Annotated in this window: 21 protein-coding genes; 11 read left to right on the top strand and 10 right to left on the bottom strand. The window is 66.1% G+C overall.

Features of this window, described 5'->3' with window-relative positions:
• The first annotated feature begins 50 nt into the window (after nucleotides 1-50).
• Nucleotides 51-896 carry an endonuclease domain-containing protein gene (locus B9D87_RS16305; protein WP_040630648.1) on the top strand — a complete coding sequence of 282 codons (846 nt, stop codon included), beginning with the start codon at nucleotides 51-53 and terminating at the stop codon, nucleotides 894-896.
• Between the two features lie 57 nt (nucleotides 897-953).
• Here the strand turns inward: B9D87_RS16305 and chsH3 are convergent, their stop codons facing one another.
• On the bottom strand, nucleotides 954-1,826 hold the full coding sequence (gene chsH3 / locus B9D87_RS16300) for an enoyl-CoA hydratase ChsH3 (RefSeq protein WP_007772456.1): 873 nt from the start codon (nucleotides 1,824-1,826) through the stop codon (nucleotides 954-956).
• Nucleotides 1,827-1,831: 5 nt separating this feature from the next.
• A complete protein-coding gene (gene kstD / locus B9D87_RS16295; RefSeq protein ID WP_007772457.1) occupies nucleotides 1,832-3,523 on the bottom strand; it encodes a 3-oxosteroid 1-dehydrogenase in 1,692 nt (563 codons plus the stop codon).
• Between the two features lie 72 nt (nucleotides 3,524-3,595).
• Here kstD and B9D87_RS16290 point away from each other — a divergent pair, with 72 nt between their 5' ends.
• From B9D87_RS16290 to B9D87_RS16260, 7 genes are all read left to right on the top strand, one after another.
• Nucleotides 3,596-4,381, top strand: a complete 786-nt coding sequence (locus B9D87_RS16290; protein ID WP_007772458.1) for a 2-keto-4-pentenoate hydratase — start codon at nucleotides 3,596-3,598, stop codon at nucleotides 4,379-4,381.
• A 52-nt stretch (nucleotides 4,382-4,433) separates the two neighbouring features.
• A complete protein-coding gene (locus B9D87_RS16285) occupies nucleotides 4,434-5,354 on the top strand; it encodes an acetaldehyde dehydrogenase (acetylating) (RefSeq protein WP_007772459.1) in 921 nt (306 codons plus the stop codon).
• Nucleotides 5,351-6,412 carry a 4-hydroxy-2-oxovalerate aldolase gene (dmpG, locus tag B9D87_RS16280; protein ID WP_007772461.1) on the top strand — a complete coding sequence of 354 codons (1,062 nt, stop codon included), beginning with the start codon at nucleotides 5,351-5,353 and terminating at the stop codon, nucleotides 6,410-6,412. Before B9D87_RS16285 ends, dmpG begins: the two co-directional genes overlap by 4 nt.
• Before the next feature lie 62 nt (nucleotides 6,413-6,474).
• A complete protein-coding gene (locus B9D87_RS16275; protein ID WP_007772462.1) occupies nucleotides 6,475-6,786 on the top strand; it encodes a hypothetical protein in 312 nt (103 codons plus the stop codon).
• Nucleotides 6,787-6,874: 88 nt separating this feature from the next.
• Nucleotides 6,875-8,002, top strand: a complete 1,128-nt coding sequence (locus tag B9D87_RS16270; RefSeq protein WP_007772464.1) for a hypothetical protein — start codon at nucleotides 6,875-6,877, stop codon at nucleotides 8,000-8,002.
• Nucleotides 7,999-8,781 carry an SDR family oxidoreductase gene (locus B9D87_RS16265; RefSeq protein WP_007772466.1) on the top strand — a complete coding sequence of 261 codons (783 nt, stop codon included), beginning with the start codon at nucleotides 7,999-8,001 and terminating at the stop codon, nucleotides 8,779-8,781. The genes B9D87_RS16270 and B9D87_RS16265 overlap by 4 nt, the downstream gene beginning before the upstream one ends.
• Nucleotides 8,781-9,926 (top strand): sulfotransferase family protein, encoded by a 1,146-nt coding sequence (locus B9D87_RS16260; RefSeq protein WP_007772468.1) that lies wholly within the window; start codon nucleotides 8,781-8,783, stop codon nucleotides 9,924-9,926. Before B9D87_RS16265 ends, B9D87_RS16260 begins: the two co-directional genes overlap by 1 nt.
• A gap of 179 nt (nucleotides 9,927-10,105) precedes the next feature.
• On the opposite strand, the gene B9D87_RS16255 is transcribed toward B9D87_RS16260, so the two are convergent.
• Both B9D87_RS16255 and B9D87_RS16250 read right to left on the bottom strand, forming a co-directional pair.
• Nucleotides 10,106-10,555, bottom strand: coding sequence for a hypothetical protein (locus B9D87_RS16255; RefSeq protein ID WP_007772470.1), 450 nt, complete (start codon nucleotides 10,553-10,555; stop codon nucleotides 10,106-10,108).
• A 6-nt stretch (nucleotides 10,556-10,561) separates the two neighbouring features.
• Nucleotides 10,562-11,722 (bottom strand): 3-ketosteroid-9-alpha-monooxygenase, oxygenase component, encoded by a 1,161-nt coding sequence (locus B9D87_RS16250; RefSeq protein ID WP_007772473.1) that lies wholly within the window; start codon nucleotides 11,720-11,722, stop codon nucleotides 10,562-10,564.
• A 115-nt stretch (nucleotides 11,723-11,837) separates the two neighbouring features.
• Between B9D87_RS16250 and B9D87_RS16245 the strand changes: the two genes are divergently transcribed.
• Nucleotides 11,838-12,362 (top strand): gamma carbonic anhydrase family protein, encoded by a 525-nt coding sequence (locus B9D87_RS16245; protein ID WP_007772475.1) that lies wholly within the window; start codon nucleotides 11,838-11,840, stop codon nucleotides 12,360-12,362.
• On the opposite strand, the gene B9D87_RS16240 is transcribed toward B9D87_RS16245, so the two are convergent.
• The 4 genes from B9D87_RS16240 to B9D87_RS16225 are packed head-to-tail and all read right to left on the bottom strand — an operon-like array spanning nucleotide 12,359 to nucleotide 16,049.
• Nucleotides 12,359-12,766, bottom strand: coding sequence for a nuclear transport factor 2 family protein (locus B9D87_RS16240; RefSeq protein WP_007772476.1), 408 nt, complete (start codon nucleotides 12,764-12,766; stop codon nucleotides 12,359-12,361). The two genes, B9D87_RS16245 and B9D87_RS16240, sit on opposite strands and share 4 nt — an antisense overlap.
• On the bottom strand, nucleotides 12,763-13,962 hold the full coding sequence (locus B9D87_RS16235) for a thiolase family protein (RefSeq protein WP_040630649.1): 1,200 nt from the start codon (nucleotides 13,960-13,962) through the stop codon (nucleotides 12,763-12,765). The genes B9D87_RS16240 and B9D87_RS16235 overlap by 4 nt, the downstream gene beginning before the upstream one ends.
• On the bottom strand, nucleotides 13,962-15,026 hold the full coding sequence (locus B9D87_RS16230) for a thiolase family protein (RefSeq protein WP_007772478.1): 1,065 nt from the start codon (nucleotides 15,024-15,026) through the stop codon (nucleotides 13,962-13,964). The genes B9D87_RS16235 and B9D87_RS16230 overlap by 1 nt, the downstream gene beginning before the upstream one ends.
• Nucleotides 15,027-15,041: 15 nt before the next feature.
• Entirely contained in the window at nucleotides 15,042-16,049 is a 1,008-nt protein-coding gene (locus B9D87_RS16225) for a Zn-ribbon domain-containing OB-fold protein (RefSeq protein ID WP_007772479.1), read from the bottom strand.
• A 67-nt stretch (nucleotides 16,050-16,116) separates the two neighbouring features.
• On the opposite strand from B9D87_RS16225, the gene B9D87_RS16220 reads away from it, so the two are divergent.
• The gene (locus B9D87_RS16220) at nucleotides 16,117-17,157 is read left to right on the top strand and encodes an LLM class F420-dependent oxidoreductase (protein ID WP_007772480.1); all 1,041 of its coding nucleotides are present in this window, start codon (nucleotides 16,117-16,119) and stop codon (nucleotides 17,155-17,157) included.
• A gap of 146 nt (nucleotides 17,158-17,303) precedes the next feature.
• Here the strand turns inward: B9D87_RS16220 and B9D87_RS16215 are convergent, their stop codons facing one another.
• A complete protein-coding gene (locus tag B9D87_RS16215) occupies nucleotides 17,304-18,026 on the bottom strand; it encodes an acetoacetate decarboxylase family protein (RefSeq protein WP_007772481.1) in 723 nt (240 codons plus the stop codon).
• Nucleotides 18,027-18,068: 42 nt separating this feature from the next.
• Here B9D87_RS16215 and B9D87_RS16210 point away from each other — a divergent pair, with 42 nt between their 5' ends.
• Entirely contained in the window at nucleotides 18,069-19,292 is a 1,224-nt protein-coding gene (locus tag B9D87_RS16210; protein WP_007772482.1) for a cytochrome P450, read from the top strand.
• Nucleotides 19,293-19,377: 85 nt separating this feature from the next.
• On the opposite strand, the gene B9D87_RS16205 is transcribed toward B9D87_RS16210, so the two are convergent.
• Nucleotides 19,378-20,214, bottom strand: a complete 837-nt coding sequence (locus tag B9D87_RS16205) for a crotonase/enoyl-CoA hydratase family protein (RefSeq protein WP_167540325.1) — start codon at nucleotides 20,212-20,214, stop codon at nucleotides 19,378-19,380.
• Nucleotides 20,215-20,268: the final 54 nt, after the last annotated feature.

Here is a 20,268-nt window from a genome sequence, read left to right as displayed (position 1 = left end):
CTCGACGACTGAAGTGACGCCCGCGGCTCCTCATGCGACGCTGCGTTGTCATGGTGGGGCCATTTATCGGCAGCGAGGCCATCGCTGCTGGCATGTTGACCAAGTCCGAACTGGCTACGCGCTTTCGTCGACTGTTCCCCGACATCTATGTGGAGCGTGATGTCGCGATCACGGCTGAACTCCGCACGAAAGCTGGCTGGCTGTGGACCGGATATCGGGGCGTGGTCGCAGGGTTCGCCGCTGCCGCGCTATACGGGAGTAAGTGGGCCGACGACGCGCCGGTAGTGGACTTGATTCATGACAATCGCCGGAGCCCGTTGGGATTGCGGACTCACCGGGACCGCATCGAGCAGGATGAGATCGAGCTGGTGGCCGGCATGCCGGTCACTTCGCCAGTCAGGACGGCGCTCGACATTGGATGTTGGTATCCGCTTATGACGGCGGTAGCGGCAATTGACGCGCTCGCCCGGGTTACCGAGATCAAAGCCGTCGATATTGAGTTGCTGGCCCGCCGATACCTGGGACGCAGAGGCGTTGCTCGAGCACGCCAGGCCGTGGGCCTCTTCGATTCGGGTGCGCAGTCACCGAAGGAGTCGTGGTTACGGGTCGTGTTGATCCAGGCAGGCTTGCCCAGACCGCAAACACAAATTCCGGTGCTGAATGAATTCGGCACGGTGATCGCGTATCTGGACATGGGTTGGGAAGAGTTAAAGGTGGCCGTCGAGTATGACGGTGAGCAGCATCGCACCGATCGGAATCAATACACCTGGGATCTCCGGCGACTGGAGACGCTTGAGCGGCTCGGCTGGATTGTTGTGCGAGTGGTGGCGGGGGACCGACCGGCAGAAATCGTCAGCCGTGTGCGCGGCGCATTGGCCCGTCGAATGTGCGGCTAGCCGCACATTCGAGTCCCACTGTGCGGCTAGCCGCACATTCGAACAAAAGAGGAGCCCCTACGCGGGGATCAGTTCGACGCCGCTGAGCACGACGGCGTTGTCGCGCGACGGCGCGACAACGCTGGCCAGGAAGCGGCCTTCGGAAGACGCCGAGTCCTTCCAGATGCCGACCTTGAGCGTTTCGCCGGGGAAAGCCACCCCGGCGAAACGCGCGCCGTAGGCCGCCACCGCGCCGGCATCGCCGTCGAGCAGCGCATCGGTGATCGCCTTGCAGGTCATGCCGTAGGTGCACAGCCCGTGCAGGATGGGCTGGGAAAACCCTGCGGCAGCTGCGAATTCGGGATCAGAATGCAGCGGGTTGCGGTCGCCGCACAGCCGGTAGAGCAGCGCCTGCTGCGGCAGAATCGGCACGTCGACCTCAAGATCGGGCGCACGATCGGGCGCGCCGTCCGACGTCGAAGGCCCGCGCTCGCCGCCGAATCCACCTTCGCCGCGGGCGAAGATGGACCGGCGCTGCGTCCACAGCAGCGTGCCATCCGGCGCGGTCACCGTCGTCTCACTCCAGATCACCGCGGCCTTGCCCTTGTCCCAGATGTCGGTGAACCGGGTGACGGCCTTCGCCGAGCCCGACGGCGGCAGCGGAGCGGGCGCCTCGACCCGTTCGCTGGCGTGCAGCACCTTGCCCAGCTCGATGTCGATGCCGGGGAACTTGACCGTCGGGGGTTTCGTGGCGTGGAAGGTGGCGGCGACATTGCCGAATGTCGGGAGCACCTGCGGGGTGTCGTCGACCAGATAGCGCAACTCGCGTGGGTCCATCGGATCGGCGCCCGCGCCAAGTCCGAGGTGGTAGAGCTGCACATCGCTACTGGCCCAGGAGAACTCGATGGGATCCAGCTCGGCGTTCAGCGCGACTTCTACGTCGATGGGCATCGCGGTTACCTTTCCCCGGCTCCGTCGGCGATGTGCAACGCCGCCAGGTAGCCGAACGTCATTGCGGGGCCGATGGTGCCACCCGGACCGGGGTACGTGTGGCCCATCACCGGGGCACTGACGTTGCCCGCGGCGTAAAGGCCTTCGATGATACTGCCGTCGTCGCGCAGCGCGCGGCCGTGGATGTCGGTGCGGATGCCGCCCTTGGTGCCCAGGTCGCCGGGCACCATCTTGGCCGCGTAGTACGGCGCGTGACTGATCTCGCCGAGGTTGGGGTTCGGCTTGTTGGTCGGGTCGCCGTAGTACCGGTCGTAGGCGCTCTCGCCGCGCTGGAAGTCGGCGTCGATGCCCGAACGTGCGAAGCCGTTGAAACGCTGCACGGTCGCGATGAATTCGCCCTCCGGAAGGCCGGCCTTCTGCGCCAGCTCCGCGAGCGTGTCCGCGGTGATGATGACGCCCGACTCCAGCCATTTGCGCGGAATGCGTTGTCCGGGCTGCAATCCGGCGAAGATGTAACGGTCCCGGTACCGCTGGTCGAATACCAGCCACGCGGGGATGTTCTCGCCCGGGCCCGGCCCCTGACCGTATTCGCCGCCGTACATGTGATGGCAGGCTTCGACGTAGGGCATCGACTCGTTCATGAACCGCTTGCCCGACATGTTGACGATGATCGACCCCGGCGAGTTGCGCTCGGACAACGCGAACCACGGCGCGCCCACCAGCGGGACGGTCGGCCCCCACCAGGCGTCTTCCATGATGTCCAGTGCGGCGCCGAGCTTTTCGCCCGCCAGAATCCCGTCGCCGGTGTTGGCCGCCGCGCCGACGGTCCACTCGGTGGTGATCGGTGCGCGCTGGTATTTCACCCGCATCTGTTCGTTGTGCTCGAATCCGCCGGACGCCAGGATCACACCGCGCCGGGCCCGGATCAGCTGGGGCTCACCCGATTCGGCGTCACCGGCCGCGCGCACGTAGACGCCGCGCACCACGCCGTCCTCGACGTAGAGGTCGGTGAGCGCGGTGTTGAGTACTACCGGAACCCCGGCCCGCTGCAACCCGATTCGCAGCGGACCGATCAACGCCCGGCCCATCCCGACGAGGTTCTTGCCGGTCGCCTTGGCCCACATGGTGCGCGCGCCGACCTTCAGGCTGCGCAGCGCACCGCGCGGGTGACGCTTGAGCTGGTTCAGCCGTACGTAATCCTGTTGCATCACCACGACGTTGAGTGGGACCTTGCCGTAGGCCGGCTCCAGGCCGGCTTCGTCGGCGCCGAGCTTGCGGGCGTTGAACGGCTTCGGCTCGATCGATCGGCCCTCCGCGCGGCCGCCCGGCGACTCGGGGTAGTAGTCGGAGTACTTCGGCACCCAGCACATCTTCAGTGGGGTGTGCTGCAGCACGAATGACAGCATTTCGGGGCCGCGCTCGAGGTAGGTATCGATGCGTTCCGGCTCGACGACGTTGCCGACGATCCCGTGCAGATAGGTGCGGGCGGCCTCGGCGGTATCGCGGACCCCGGCACGCTTGAGGACTTCGTTATTTGGGATCCAAACGCCGCCGCCTGAGCGTGCGGTCGAACCACCGAAGTGCGGGGCCTTCTCGATGACTATGGTGGAAAGACCCCGGTGAGCGGCGGTAAGTGCGGCCACCATGCCGGCCCCGCCGCTCCCGACCACGACGACGTCGTACTCCTGCGCTGACATGTAGAACACGTTATAGAATTGCCCGGGGCGGCCGCTACTGGCCCGGCCGACCGTACGAGGAGACGTGAAGAAATGCTCAGTGTTGCCACGCGTGACGAGTTGGCTGCCGAGTTGGCGCAAGCCGAGCGGAGCGGTGAGCCGATCGCCCCGCTTACTGCGGCCCATCCGGACATCGATGTCGTCGACGCCTATGAGATTCAGCTGATCAATATCCGCCAGAGGGTCGCGGAGGGGGCCCGGGTGCTGGGCCATAAGGTGGGCCTGTCGAGCAAGGCGATCCAGCAGATGATGGGGGTCGATGAGCCGGACTATGGGCATCTGCTCGACGAGATGCAGTTGTTCGAGGACACCCCGGTCAAGGCGAACCGCTACCTGTACCCGCGGGTGGAGGTCGAAGTGGGCTTCGTGCTGAACGCGGATCTGCCGGGGGCGGGGTGCACCGAGGACGATGTGTTGGCGGCGACCGAGGCGCTGGTGCCGTCGATCGAGCTGATCGACACTCGGATCACCGACTGGCAGATCGAGTTGTGCGACACCATCGCCGACAACGCCTCGTCGGCGGGTTTTGTGCTCGGTGCGGCGCGCGTTTCACCGCAGGACATCGACGTCAAGGGGATCGAGGCGGTGTTGCGCTGCAACGGCGAGGTGGTCGCCGAAGGCCGGACCGACGCGGTGCTGGGCAACCCGGTCACCGCGGTGGCTTGGCTGGCCCGCAAGGTGGATGGCTTCGGTGTGCGGCTGCGCAAGGGCGACGTGGTGCTGCCCGGATCCTGCACGCGGGCGATCGATGCGCACCCGGGCGACAACTTCGTCGCGGACTTCGCGGGTCTGGGATCCGTGCGTCTATCGTTCGAATAGGCTCGAATTAAATCGTCTAACTTAAATCTCAAACGCTTCGAAAAGGGGCATCATGCCGGCTAAGGCGAGTGTGGCCATTGTCGGGTCGGGGAATATCAGCACTGACCTGCTCTATAAGTTGTTGCGGTCGGAGTGGCTGGAACCGCGCTGGATGGTGGGTATCGACCCGGACAGTGAGGGTTTGGCCCGGGCCCGCAAGCTGGGTTTGGAGACCACCCACGAGGGGGTGGACTGGTTGTTGGCCCAGCCTGAGAAGCCTGATCTGGTGTTCGAGGCGACCAGTGCCTATGTGCATCGCGACGCCGCGCCGAAGTATGAGGCCGCCGGGATCCGGGCCATCGACTTGACGCCGGCCGCGGTGGGGCCGGCGGTGATCCCGCCGGCCAACCTGCGCGCGCATGTGGACGCCCCCAACGTCAACATGATCACCTGCGGTGGTCAGGCCACGATCCCGATCGTGTACGCGGTCTCCCGCGTCGTCGAGGTGCCGTACGCCGAGATCGTGGCCTCGGTGGCGTCGCTGTCGGCCGGCCCGGGGACGCGGGCCAACATTGATGAGTTCACCAAGACCACCAGCAAAGGCGTGGAGACCATCGGCGGCGCCCAGCGCGGTAAGGCGATCATCATCTTGAACCCGGCCGATCCGCCGATGATCATGCGCGACACCATCTTTTGCGCCATCCCGGAAGACGCCGACCGGGCCGCGATCGCCCAGTCCATCCATGACGTGGTGGCCGAGGTGCAGTCCTATGTGCCGGGCTACCGGTTGCTCAACGAGCCCCAGTTCGACGATCCGTCGCTGCACTCGGGTGGTCAGGCGCTGGTCACCACGTTCGTCGAGGTCGAGGGTGCGGGCGACTATTTGCCGCCTTACGCGGGAAATCTGGACATCATGACCGCCGCGGCCACCAAGGTCGGCGAACAGATCGCCAAGGAGTCGTTGAGCGCGACGGCTAAAGGAGCGCAATCATGAGCACCCAAGACATTTTCTTCGATCCGGTCTGGGACATCCGGCTGACCGACACGTCGTTGCGCGACGGCTCCCACCACAAGCGCCACCAGTTCACCAAAGACGAAGTGGGCGCGATCGTGGCCGCCCTGGACACCGCGGGGGTGCCGGTCATCGAGGTCACCCACGGCGACGGGCTGGGTGGGTCGAGCTTTAACTACGGGTTCTCCAAGACCCCCGAACAGGAGCTGATCAAGCTCGCCGCCCAGACCGCCAAAGCGGCCAAGATCGCCTTTTTGATGCTGCCCGGGGTGGGCACCAAAGAAGACATCAAAGAGGCCCAGAACAACGGCGGGGAGATCTGCCGGATCGCCACGCACTGCACCGAGGCCGACGTGTCGATCCAGCACTTCGGGCTGGCCCGCGAACTCGGCCTAGAAACCGTCGGGTTCTTGATGATGAGCCACACCATCTCACCGGAGAAGCTGGCCGCCCAGGCCCGCATCATGGCCGACGCGGGCTGCCAGTGCGTGTATGTGGTCGATTCGGCCGGAGCGCTGGTCCTCGAGGGCGTGCGTGACCGGGTCGCCGCGCTGGTCGCCGAACTCGGCGACGACGCCCAAGTCGGCTTCCACGGCCACGAAAACCTCGGCCTCGGGGTGGCCAACAGCGTGGAGGCCGTCCGCGCCGGGGCCAAGCAGATCGACGGCTCGTGCCGCCGGTTCGGCGCCGGTGCGGGCAACGCGCCCGTCGAGGCCCTCATCGGGGTGTTCGACAAGATCGGCGTCAAGACCGGCATCGATTTCTTCGACATCGCCGACGCCGCCGAAGAAGTCGTCGCCCCGGCCATGCCCGCCGAGTGCCTACTCGACCGCAACGCCCTGATCATGGGCTACTCCGGGGTATATTCCAGCTTCCTCAAACACGCCATCCGCCAATCCGAACGCTACGGCGTACCCGCCCACCAACTCCTACACCGCGCCGGCCAGCGCAAACTCATCGGCGGCCAAGAAGACCAACTCATCGACATCGCCCTAGAAATCAAACGCGAACAAGAAAACGGCGCCACAGCCCCACACTGACCGGCCGCTTCGCCCTAAGCGCACACAGGCGGCGCAAAGCTATCGCGAGTAACCTGGCCGTCATGAGCACATCCAACACAGTCGGCGCCCGTCGCCGCGGGCTGTACGGCCTGCTCGCCGGGGGGCTGATGACCGCTACCGCCGCAACGGTGATCGCGCTACCCGTCGCGGGCATAGCCAGCGCGGCTCCGCAATGCAATCAGGACGTGGGTTCCTCCATCGACTCGTACCTGCAGAAGCATCCCGACCTTCACCAGCAGCTGCAGGCCAGGTCGCAGGCCGAGGGCGGCAACGGCAACGTCATCGACTACCTCAACCGGCATCCCGACGTCCGCCAGCACCTGATCGACCTGTCCCACTCCTGCCCACCGTAGTGAGTCGGCATCGTCGTTGAACGTCCCGGCCGACGCGCGGGAATGTTCGCCATTGACGAAAAAGTAGAACACGTTCTAGCGTCTAGGCGTGATCTCTGATCCCCTTACCGCTGCGATCGCAGAGGCCGAGCAGTTGGTGGCCGACGCGCCGTTCATCGAGACCGAAGCCGACCTGCTCGAAGGGATGCAGTACCTAGCCGGCTGTATCTCGGGCTGCATCCATCTGGCCGTGGACTACGACCGCGACCATCCCTTCCTGCAGTCGGGCACCGGGCCCTTCACCAAGATGGGCCTGGACAATCCCGACACCCTCTACTTCGGTACCCGGGTGCACGCCGGCCACGAGTACGTGGTCACCGGGAGGCGCGGTACCACCACCGACCTGAGTTTCCAGTTGCTCGGCGGCGAGTACACCGACGACTTCGTGCCCGTCAGCCAGGCCGCGTTCGACGACCGCGAGCTCGAGATAGCGCCCGACGGTAGCTTCGAGTGGCGGGTGCGGCCGACGAGTCCCGGGCAGTTGGTGATCCGCGAGGTGTACGGCGACTGGTCGGCGCAGCGGGGCACGCTGGCCATCGCCCGCACGGACACGGCGGGCACCGCACCGCCTCCATTGACCCGTCAGCTCATCGAAAAGCGTTATGCCACAGCGGCAAAGCAGTTGGTGCAACGGGTGAAGACGTGGCTGCAGTTCCCGCAGTGGTTCTATCTCGACCTCCCGGTCAACACCATGGTCCCGCCGCGGCTGACTCCGGGCGGCCTGGCCACCCAATACTCCTCGGTCGGGCACTTCGACCTGCGGCCCGATCAGGCGATGGTGATCACCATCCCGGTCAGCGACGCGCCCTACCTCGGCTTCCAGCTGGGCAGCCTCTGGTACATCTCGCTGGACTACATCAACCACCAGACCTCGCTGAACAACACTCAGGCACAGGCGGATCCGGACGGCAAGGTGCGCATCGTCGTCGCCGACCAGAACCCGGGGGTGACCAACTGGGTCGAGACTCTCGGCCATCGGCGGGGCTTCCTGCAGTTTCGCTGGCAGCGGGTGTCGCGTGAGCTCACCGACGCCGACGGCCCTACGGTCGAGGTGGTCGACATCGACAAGGTTCCGGCCGCGTTGCCGTATTTCGATCAGAACAAGATTTCAGAGGACGACTGGCGAGCCCGGATCGCGCTGCGCCACCAACAGATTCAGGCGAGGATGCTGGGATGACGAAGTTGCTCGACGGCAAGGTGGTGGTGATCAGCGGCGTCGGCCCCGGTCTGGGCACCACGCTGGCGCACCGATGCACACGCGAAGGCGCCGATCTGGTGCTGGCGGCGCGTACACCGGAACGCCTGGACGACGTCGCCAAGCAGATCGCCGACCTCGGCGGCCGTGCGACGACGGTGCGCACCGACATCACGGAGGACGACCAGGTGAGCAACCTGGTCGACGCCACCTTGGAGGCCTACGGCAAGGTCGACGTGCTGATCAACAACGCGTTCCGGGTGCCGTCGCTGAAACCGTTCTCGGGCACCAGCTTTCAGCATATCCGCGACGCGATCGAACTCAGCGCGCTCGGCGCACTGCGGCTCATCCAGGGGTTCACCCCGGCGCTGGCCGAGTCGAAGGGCTCGATCGTCAACGTCAACTCCATGGTGCTGCGGCACTCGCAGGCGAAGTACGGCGCCTACAAGATGGCCAAATCCGCGCTGCTGTCCATGTCGCATTCGCTGGCCACCGAGCTGGGCGAGCAGGGGATCCGCGTCAATTCCGTTGCACCCGGCTACATCTGGGGCGAGACACTGCAGGGCTACTTCAACCACCAAGCCGGCAAGTACGGCACCACGGCCGAGGAGATCTATGCGGCCACCGCGGCCGGCTCCGACCTGAAGCGGCTGCCCACCGAGGACGAGGTGGCCTCGGCGATCCTGTTCATGGCCAGCGACCTGTCCAGCGGCATCACCGGGCAGACGCTGGACGTCAATTGCGGGGAGTACCACACCTGATGGCAGAACGCACCGATGTCGGCACCGTTGACGACCTGAAGGCTTCGGCCAGCAAGATGATCGGGCTGGACGATTTCGGTAGTAATGGCGACAACTACCTCGAAGCGCTGGAAGTGCTGCTGGACTCCTACCGGCGCGACGCCGACCTGACGCCGCTGGGCAGCAAGATGAATAGGTTCTTCCTGCGCGGTGCGCTGGTGGCCAGGCTGCTTTCCGAAGCCGCCTGGAAGCAATACCCGCAGCATGCGGACGTCGTCATCGAGCGGCCGATCTTCGTCACCGGGCTGGTGCGCACGGGCACCACCGCCTTGCACCGGCTGCTCGGCGCCGACCCCGCGCACCAGGGTCTGCACCTCTGGCTGGCGGAATTTCCGCAGCCGCGTCCGCCTCGTGAAACCTGGGACTCCAACCCGTTTTACAGCCAGCTGAACGCTCAGTTCAACAAGCACCATGCCGAAAATCCGGACTACACGGGTCTGCATTTCATGGCGGCGTACGAGCTGGAGGAGTGTTGGCAGCTGCTGCGGCAATCGCTGCATTCGGCGTCCTACGAGACGTTGGCGCACCTGCCCACCTACTCGCAATGGCTGTCCCGGCAGGACTGGACGCCGTCATATCAGCGCCATCGCCGCAACCTTCAGCTGATCGGACTCAACGACGCCGACAAGCGATGGGTGCTGAAGAATCCCAGCCACCTGTTCGCGCTGGACGCGTTGATGGCGACCTATCCCGACGCATTGGTGATCCAGACCCATCGTCCGGTCGAGACGATCATGGCCTCGATGTGCTCGCTGGCCCAGCACACCGCCGAGGGATGGTCGAACACGTTCACCGGCGCCCAAATCGGTGCTGACGCAATGGAAACCTGGTCGCGGGGCCTCGAGCGGTTCAACACCGCGCGGGTCCAATACAGCCCCTCGCAGTTCTACGACGTGGACTACAAAGAGTTGATCGCCGACCCGATGGGCACGGTGGCCGACATCTACCGCCACTTCGGCCTGACGTTGACCGAAGAGGCCAAGGCGGCCATGGAAAAGACGCACGCCGAAAGCCAGTCCGGCCCGCGGGCACCCAAGCACACCTACTCGCTGGCCGACTACGGCCTCAGCACCGAAACGGTCAAGGAGCGGTTCGCGGGCCTGTAAGTCGCGGGCGCGACAAAGGTTTCCGGGTAGGCGGGCATGGCTTTTGCCCGCCTCTCAGCGACAACTCCTAGGACCGCCCGCGGCTCGATTGCTTTGTCGCTGCAAGGCGGGCACAACACCAATAGCCGCCGCGGGGCCGACGCGGCGCGGGCCAGACGCGGGCCGCGCGGGTCGTCCGCTCAGTCCTCGTCGGGCTGATGGTCGAGATACCCCTCGGCGACCGCATGTTCGATGCTGTCGCCGAGTTTCGGGCACGATTTCGTCCGTGCGGTGTCGCCCCCGGACTCGCGCACCTCGGTGAAGTACGCGCAGCGCTGCCACGCTTCGGTGTTCCACTGCACCGCGGTGTGCCCCGGCCCGAGCCGGCGAACGGTGACCCGCACGTGGCAGAACCGGCAGTCCACCGGCAACAGACCTGAGCTCAGGTAGCGCTCGCGGTCGGCGCGGCTGGCTTCGGCGACCGCCGCGGCGCGCTGTGGGTCGTTGGCGAAATCCCTTGACTTCGACCAGGATCCAGACCCGCCGCCTGCGACGGGCTTGTCGTCGTGGTCGTGGTGATCGCCGTGCAGCAACAACATCGACCGCGCAAGCTGATCGACGTCAGGTACCTTCGGCTGATCGTCGGCCATGATTCCCTAGTGTTGTTCCACCGGAACGTCTTCGGAGTCCTTGGCCGCCTGGAGATTCTGCTCGACCTCGGCGTTCCAGTACTCGTTGGCGCGGGTGGTGTCCACCTCGATCTCGAAGCGCTCCACCATCTCCGGCTGGATGTCGGCGACATCGACATAGAACTGTTGGTACCAGCGGCGCAGCTGGTAGACCGCGCCGTCCTCCTCGACCAGCAGCGGGTTGTCGATGCGGGTCTTGTGCTTCCAGATCTCGACGTCCTGCAGGAAGCCCTTGCTGACGCCCTCGGTGAAGACCTTCGACAGCTTGTCCGTCATCTTTTCGTCCATGCCCTTGGGCTTTTCGACGATGACGCCCCACTGCAGCACGAACGAGTTCTGGGTCACCGGGTAGTGGCAGTTGATCAGGATGGACTCGGCCTTATAGCCGCCGTAGCTGTTGTGCAGCCAGTTGATCATGAACGACGGCCCGAAGTAGGACGCCTCCGAGTCCAGGTGCGCCTCACCGTACGAGGTGCCGAGGTCGTTGACGTCGGGCCGGCCCACATTGTGCAGGTACTGCGAGGCGATGTGGCCCTCGAAGACGTTCTTGAAGTACGTCGGCAACCCGAAATGGATGTAGAAGAAGTGCGCCATGTCGGTGACGTTGTCGATGATGTCGCGGCAGTTGGACCCCTCGATGAGGATGCTGTTCCAGCGCCAGTCGGTCCATTCGTCGCTGTGCGATTCCGGAATGTCCGGGATGCGCACGGCGGGGTCCGGCGGATTGTTCTCGTGGTCGTGCCAGACGAACAGCAGGCCGCCGCGCACGTCGGTGCTCCACGACCGGGTCCGCGCCGTCTTGGGCGTGCGCTTGGCGTAGGGGACCAGCTTGCAGCGGCCGTCGCCGCCCCAGCGCCAGTCGTGGAACGGGCAGGCCACTTCGTCGCCCTTGATGGTGCCCTCCGACAGGTCCCCGCCCATGTGGCGGCAGTAGCCGTCGAGGACCTTGATGTCCCCCTGCGAGTCGGCGAACACCACCAGCTTGGTGCCGAACGCCTCGATGGAATGCGGCTTACCGTCCCGGAAGTCCTGGGCAACGCCCAGGCAGTGCCAGCCGCGCGCGTATCTGGTCGGCAAGTCGCCGGGATCGATTTCCCGGATGCCGACCGCCTTGGTGTCGGTACTCACCTGTCACCTCCAACTCGCTGGGCCTCTAACTAGAACACGTTACAGTTTTGCGGCGGGGGCGCGCAACGACGGCGAGCCTGGCCATGACATATGCGCGCTGAGGTATATCTAAACGATGCCGCTGTTTGCGTTCGAGGGCCGCGCGCCACGGGTCGATCCCACCGCTTTCGTGGCCCCGACGGCCACGCTGATCGGCGACGTCGTGGTGGAGGCGGGGGCCTCGGTCTGGTTCAACGCCGTACTGCGCGGAGACTACGGGCCCATTGTGGTGCGCGAGGGGGCCAACGTCCAAGACGGGTCGGTCTTGCACGCGCCTCCCGGTATCCCGGTCGACATCGGTCCTGGGGCGACGGTCGCGCATCTGTGCGTCATTCATGGGGTGCACGTCGGGCAGGAGGCGCTGATCGCGAACCACGCCACCGTTCTGGACGGTGCGGTGATCGGCGCGCGCAGCCTGGTCGCGGCGCATTCGTTGGTGACGGCCGGAACCCAGATTCCGGCCGGGATGCTCGCCGTCGGCGCACCGGCGCAGATCAGGGGACCGGTCGCCGGGACGGGCGCCGAGATGTGGGTCAAGGTGAACCCGCAGGCCTACCGTGAGCTCGCCCAGCGGCATCTGGCCGGGCTGGAACCGCTCTAAACCTTGCGCGTGTTGGCCGCCGCGCGTTCCATCTCCCAGTAGGCGCGCAGCGCCGTCATCTGGCCCTCGGCATTGACTCGGTAGGTGAAGACGCCCTCGGCGGTCGTCTGGTACTCACCGGTCGTGATGAGGATGTGCCCCACGTTGGCTTCCTCATTGCCGCATTGATACGTGTCGCGGAAGAAGAACTCGATCTTCGTGGTGGGGGCAATCGCCTTGTCCCAGAACGCCGAGATCGCGTCGCGGCCGCGGTGCCCCAGGCCTTCGGGGTCGAAGACCGAAGGCCCGATCGGGTCCTCGACGATGGCGTCGTCGGCGAACACCGACAGCCAGGCGTCCTTGTCCCGGGCAGCCACCGCCTCACGGGAGCGGCGGCCCGCCTCGTGCGCGGGATGCGCGCTCACGCATCGACCTTCTGGGCCGCGGGCTTATCGGCGCCCACCACCCACATCGAGTAGTACTGCGAGCCACCGCCGTACGCGTGACCCAACGCCTTTCGCGCGCCCGGCACCTGGTGGTCGCCACCCTTGCCCATCACCTGAATGGCCGCCTCTGCGAAGCGAATCAGGCCGGAGGCGCCGATCGGGTTCGACGACAGCACGCCGCCCGAGGGGTTCACCGGCAGCCGGCCGCCGATCCTGGTTTCGCCGGCTTCGGTGAGTTTCCAGCCTTCGCCCTCGGCGGCAAAGCCGAGGTTTTCCAACCACATCGGCTCGAACCAGGAGAACGGCACGTAGATCTCCGCGGCGTCGATCTCGTCGATCGGGCTCTCGATGCCCGCGGCTTTCCACAGCGCCGCGGCCGCATCGCGGCCGGCCTGCGGGCTGACCTGGTCGCGCCCGGAGAACTGCAGCGGCTCGGTGCGCAACGCGGTGGCATGAATCCAGGCCACCGGATGTCCTTGCGCCAAGCGGGCTTCGGCGGCCTCCTCGTTGCCGATCACAACCGCGGCGGCACCGTCGGACGACGGGCAGGTCTCGTCGTAACGGATCGGGTCCCACAGCATCGGCGACGACATCACCTTCTCGACCGTGATGTCGGGCTGGTGCAGGTGCGCCAACGGGTTCTTGCTGCCGTTGAGCCGGTCCTTGACCGCGACAATGGCACCGATGTTCAACGGTGCCCCCGAACGGCGGATGTACGAGCGCACGTGCGGGGCGAAGTAGCCGCCGGCGCCGGCACCCACCGGCTTGATGAACGGAATCGGAATCGACAACGCCCACATGGCGTTTGATTCCGACTGCTTCTCCCAGGCCATCGCGAGCACCCGCCGGTACTTGCCGGACTGCACCAGGCTGGCGGCCACCACCCCGGTGGACCCACCGACCGATCCCGCGGTGTGCACGCGGATCAGCGGCTTGCCGGTGGCGCCCATGGCGTCGGCCATGAACAGCTCGGGCATCATGACGCCCTCGAAGAAGTCCGGCGCCTTGCCGACCACCACGGCATCGATGTCGTCGAAGGTGCTGCCGGAGTCGGCCAGCGCCCGGTCGATCGCCTCGCGCACCAGGCCGTTCATCGAAACGTCTTGGCGTTTGGCGACGTACTTCGTCTGTCCGGTACCTAGTACCGCAGCAAGGTTTGGCCCTGCACCGGCCATCAGTTCTTCCCTTCCATCACCGCGACCAGGTTCTGTTGTAGCGCGGGCCCGCTGGTGGCGTGCGCCAGCACCCGCTCAGCCGACCCGTTCCAGATGTGTTGTGCCGCAAAGCCGATGCGTTCGAGGCCGGCGACGAACATGGGATTGGCCGCCAGCGCGCCGCCGGACGGGTTGACCTTGGTCGGCCCCGGTATCCGGATGGCTTCCGCGATGATCAGGTGCTGGTGGGTAAACGGCGCGCAGATCTCGGCCACGTCGAGGTTGTCGGTCCGTCCGCCGGTGGCCACGTGCGCCGCGGCTTGGGTCGACGCGGACTCGGTGAGGTCCCGCGCGCCCAGCGACGGGGTTTCGATGCGGTGCTCGATTCCGGTGATCCAGGCGGGTTTTTCGCGCAGTTCGCGCGCCCGGTCGCCGGCCGCGAGCACGATGGCCGCGGCGCCGTCGGTGATCGGAGCGATGTCGTGCCGCCGCAGCGGGTCGGCGAAGAACGGCCGCTCGAGCAGTTCGGCGACGCTGATGGATCCCTCCACGTTGTCCACCCGGCGCGCGTTGGCGAAGGAGTCGAAGGCCACGCGGGCCATCTGCTCCTGGGTCCACTTGCCGGTGTCGAGCCCGATGCGCGCCTGCAGCCCGGCCATCGAGATCGAATCGGGCCACAACGGCGCGACGGTGTAGGGGTCGGTCTGCCGCGACAGGATCTGACGCAGGACGCCGGCCGACGACTTACCGAAGCCGTACACCAGCGCGGTGTCAACCTCGCCGGTCAGGATCTTGATGTAGGCTTCGTACAGTGCCCAGGCCGCGTCCATTTCGACGTGTGACTCGTTGATCGGCGGGACGGCACCGATCGAGTCGATCGCCGAGATGAACGAAAATGCCCGTCCGGCAAGGTAATCGGATGATCCGGAACACCAGAAGCCGATGTCGGTCCTGCTGATGCCCAGCTCCTCGTACAGCTGGGCGAAGCACGGGATCAACATCTCGACACCGTTGGTGGTGCCGTCGGTGCGGCGGACGTGTGGGGCGTGGGCAAAGCCGACGACCGCAACGTTGCGAACGCTCATGTGTAGGTAAGCCCTTTACAGGTGGTGCTTATAGGTGTCGTAGTCGGCGTCGGGTTCCCCGGTCGGCCGGAAGTACTCGATGTTGTCGATGCCAAATCCCCACTCCTCGCGGGGTTTCCACACCGCCTCCACCCGCATGCCCATCCGTACTTCGTGGGCGTCGATGTCGGCGACCAGATGCAGGAACGGGATGTCGGACCCGTCGAGCAGCACGTACGCCGCCACGTAGGGCGGCTTGATGCGCTGGCCCTGGAACGGGATGTTGATGATCGCGAACGTCGTGACGGTGCCCTTGTCCGGCAACTCCACGAACTCGGTCGTCGGCTGACCGGTGGCCGGGTCGGCGCCGTGCGGCGGGAAGTAGACCTTTCCCTTTTCCCCGCTCACGCTCATCGTCTTCGCGCCGAGCAGCTTGCCCTGCGCGATGGCCCGCAGGTAGGCGCTCTCCTCGTGCGAGGCGCTGTGCTGGATGGTCAGCGAGACGGGCGTGACGATCATGGTCACCGGGTCTTTGTCGCCGTCCGACTGCTCGGTCACTGTTTCGGCTTCGTCGCCGAGCGCGAAATAGGCGATGTCGGTGATGGCGCCCACCGGCTCGTCCACCCAGTGCGCATGCACCCGGGTGCCGGTCTTGATGGCCTTCGGCTCGCCCGCGTCAACGGCGTGGATCAGCGGAGTGTCGGCGCCGTCCAGCTTGATCAGCGCCCACGCGAACGGCCGGTCCAGCGGCTGGCCCTCGATCGGCTCGGGCTGCCAGGTCCACGAGACCACGGTGCCGACACTGGACACCGGTACCATCTCGCCCAGCGGCTCATAGGTGACCGGGTCATATTCGGGCGGCGGCACGTGCACCCGGCCATCCGATCCGCGGACACCCAGGACGTGGCGGTCACGCAGCGCGGTGAAGAACTTGCTCAGCGTGGGGCCGACCGAACGGGTGTAGTCGAAGGACAACGTCAGTGGCGCGGAGAGCGGTGGCTCAGGGTGATCCATCAGGGGCGGGCTACTCGAGCTGGCTGTCACGTCATCGAGTAGAACAGGTTCTAAGAACGGATTCAACATCGGGTCTACGACGGGAAGGGCAACGACGATGAAGCTGGGATTGCAGCTGGGATATTGGGGCGCTCAGCCGCCACAGAACCACGGCGAGCTCGTCGCCGCGGCCGAGGAGGCCGGATACGACGCCATCTTCACCGCCGAGGCGTGGGGTTCGGACGCCTACACCCCGCTGGCCTGGCTCGGGTCGTCGACGTCGCGGGTCCGGTTGGGCACGTCGGTGGTCCAGCTGTCCGCCCGCACCCCGACGGCCTGCGCCATGGCGGCCCTGACGCTGGACCACCTGTCCGGTGGGCGGCACATCCTCGGCCTCGGCGTCTCCGGCCCGCAGGTGGTCGAGGGCTGGTACGGCCAATCGTTCCCCAAGCCGCTGGCCCGCACCCGTGAGTACATCGACATCATCCGGCAGGTGTGGGCGCGCGAGGCCCCGGTGACCAGCGCCGGGCCGCACTACCCGTTGCCTTTGAAGGACGGGGTCCGGGGGCCGGCAACGGGTCTGGGCAAACCGCTCAAGCCGATCACCCATCCCCTGCGGGCCGACATCCCGATCATGCTGGGCGCCGAGGGACCGAAGAACGTCGCGCTGGCCGCCGAGATCTGCGACGGCTGGCTGCCGATCTTCTACACCCCGCGCATGGCCGACACCTACAACGAGTGGCTGGACGAGGGGTTCGCCCGTCCGGGCGCTCGCCGCAGCCGCGAGGACTTCGAAATCTGCGCGACGGCCAACATCGTCATCACCGAGGACCGCGGCGCCGCCTTCGCGGCCATGAAGCCCTACATCGCGCTCTACATGGGCGGGATGGGCGCGGAGGACACCAACTTCCACGCCGACGTCTACCGCCGGATGGGCTACTCCGAAGTGGTCGACGACGTCACCAAGCTGTTCCGCAGCAACCAGAAGGACAAGGCCGCCGAAATCATCCCCGACGAGGTCATCGACGACGCCGCGATCGTCGGCGACCTCGACTACGTGCGTAAGCAGATCAAGGCCTGGGAGGCCGCCGGCGTCACGATGATGGTGGTGTCCGGCCGCAGTACGGAGCAGGTCCGCGAGTTGGCGACGCTGATCTGACGACCGCCCGCGACAAACTAGAACACGTTCTAATTTTCTTGCCAGGGGCTTAGAACGCGTTCTAGATTGTCCGGATGACCCGCCCGGCGACGATGCAGAGCGTGCAGCGCGATGCGCAGTCGGGCAAGGGACGCCGGGCCGGCCGGTCAGCCGAGCGGCTGGGCGTCGCCGAAGGTCATCTCGACGTGGCCGACCGAGCCGGAGACCATCGCGCGCTTCGGCAGGCCCAGCGACGCCAGCTCCTCGGCGTACGCGTGGTCGCCGAGGCGCAACGTCGCCCCGCCGGGCCGGCCGCGCAGCCCGCGCACCCGCATCTCCCAGGGCACTTCCCGGGTGGTGCCCTCGGCGAAGGTGTAGGTCTTGAGCACCTGCGGGCGCGACGTGAACATCGAGGGCACCGGCACCCCGCGGGCGAAATCGATGCCCGCGATGTGCGCGCCGTCGGCGCTGACGTCGAATCCGAACCGGCCGTGCTCACGAACGGTGAAGTCCGCCATGATCTTTGGGAATCCCCAGATCGAGCGCCCCGCTTCCAGGGTGAAGCTCTGGTCGACGGGCAGATGGTGAATGAACGCGGCCGCATCGCCCAGGGCCCGCCAGCCGCGGGCCGTCGAGCCCGGCGGGTTGACCATGACGCAGGTACCGAATTCGTGGTACTGCCCCAAATCGCCGTCGATGTAGCGTGCCAGCATCAGGTTCACCACCGCCCGACCGGGGCGGGGCTGGCAGACCTGCAGGCCGCTGTAGTCGATAAGGCGTTGTGCCGCTTGCGCATCCACCGAAAACATCGCGGTGTGTACGTCCGCTTTTCGTATCCGCACCGGCATGGTGAGGACTGTCCCCGCAACTACGTGTTGTGACTCAGGCATGCCGGTTACTGTAATCCGCTCGTCAATATCTGGAGGCTGTGAATGACTTCGACCATCCCCGAAGCAATCTCGAACATCGACCTAACCGACGGCAACTTCTACGCCGACCGTCCCACGTCGCGCGAGGCCTATCGCTGGATGCGGGCCAACCAGCCGGTGTTTCGTGATCGCAACGGACTGGCCGGTGCCACCACGTATCAAGCCATCCTGGACGCCGAACGCAATCCGGAACTGTTCTCCAGCACGGGCGGCATCCGTCCCGATCAGCCCGGCATGCCCTACATGATCGACATGGATGATCCGGCACACCTGCTGCGGCGCAAGCTGGTCAACGCCGGCTTCACCCGCAAGCGGGTGAAGGAGAAGGAGCCGTCCATCGCCAAGCTGTGCGACACACTGATCGACGCGGTGTGTGAGCGCGGCGAGTGTGACTTCGTCCGCGACATCGCCGCCCCGCTGCCGATGGCGGTGATCGGCGACATGCTGGGCGTGCTGCCCCAGGAACGCGGCATGTTGTTGAAGTGGTCCGACGACCTGGTGTGCGGGCTGAGCTCGCACATCGACCCCGAATCGGAGACCGCCCAGAGCGTGATGAACGCCTTCGCCGCCTACACCGCGTTCACCATGGACATCATCACCAAGCGGCGAGCCGAGCCCACCGACGACCTGTTCTCCATTCTGGTGAACGCCGAGGTGGAGGGGCAGCGGATGTCCGACGACGAGATCGTCATGGAGACGCTGCTCATCCTCATCGGCGGCGACGAGACCACCCGCCACACGCTGAGCGGCGGGACGGAGCAGCTGGTGCGGCACCGCGACCAGTGGGATGCCCTGGTGCGCGACCCCTCGCTGCTGCCCGGCGCCATCGAGGAGATGCTGCGCTGGACGTCGCCGGTGAAGAACATGTGCCGGATCCTGACGGCCGACACCGACTTTCACGGCACCTCACTGCATGAGGGCGAGAAGATCATGCTGCTGTTCGAGTCGGGCAACTTCGACGAGTCGGTGTTCGAGGACCCGGACAGCTTCGACATCCGGCGTAACCCGAACAGCCACATGGCCTTCGGCTTCGGCACGCACTTCTGCCTGGGCAACCAGCTGGCGCGCCTGGAACTGTCGATGATGACCGAGCGGGTGCTCAAGCGCCTGCCCGATCTGCGGCTTGCCGACGACGACTCGACCCTGCCGCTGCGGCCGGCGAACTTCGTCAGCGGCCTGGAAGCGATGCCGGTGGTGTTCACCCCCAGCGCGCCGCTGCTGAGCTGATTCGGGGGTACCTTCGACCCGCGAGCGTAAGCACACTGCGCAAAAACGGGCGCAATTCCGCAGTGCGCTTACGCTCGCGACGTCGTCAGCGGTTCTTGAACTGGGGCTTGCGCTTCTCGGCGAACGCCCGCGGGCCTTCCTTGGAGTCCTCGGAGAGGAACACCGGAATGCCGTTGGCGGTGTCGGGCTTGAAGGCCTCTTCCTCGTGCATGCCCTCGGTCTCGCGGATCGTCTTGAGGATCGCCTGCACGGCCAGCGGCCCGTTGTTCTCGATCACCTCCGCGATCTCCAGCGCCTTGGTCAGCGCCTGCCCGTCGGGCACGACGTGGCCGATCAGGCCCATGTCCTTGGCTTCCGCGGCGGTGATGTGCCGTCCGGTCAGCAGCAGGTCGCAGGCCACGGTGTAGGGGATCTGGCGCACCAGGCGGACCGCGGAGCCGCCCATCGGGTAGAGGCTCCACTTGGCCTCGGAGATGCCGAATTTGGCGCTCTCACCGGCGACCCGGATGTCGGTGCCCTGCAGGATCTCGGTGCCCCCGGCGATGGCCGGGCCCTCGACGGCGGCGATCAGTGGCTTTTTCAGCCGACGGCCTTTGAGCAAGGCGTCGATTCGCGACGGGTCGTAGCTGCCGTCCTTGAACGACTCACCCGGCGGCTTCTGGGTTGCTGTCTTGAGGTCCATGCCCGCGCAGAAGTAGCCACCGGCGCCGGTCAGGATGCAGACGCGGATGTCGTCGTCGTTGTCGACACGGTCCCAGGCCTGGACCATGATTTCCATCATTTCGGTGCTCAAGGCGTTGCGACGGTGCGGCCGGTTCATGGTCACGATGAGGGTGTGACCGCGCTGCTCCACCAGCGCATCGGCTTCGGTGGGCCCGGTTTCCCCGTTCTCGGTGTTTGCTGGGGTTCCGGCATTCTCCACGGACACGGCTACCGCCTTTCCCTCGACATTGGGTACGAGCTTGCCTCGAAATGT

The sequence above is a fragment of the Mycobacterium colombiense CECT 3035 genome (assembly GCF_002105755.1).
Taxonomy (GTDB): domain Bacteria; phylum Actinomycetota; class Actinomycetes; order Mycobacteriales; family Mycobacteriaceae; genus Mycobacterium; species Mycobacterium colombiense.
This window is presented reverse-complemented; position numbering and strand designations above follow the sequence as displayed.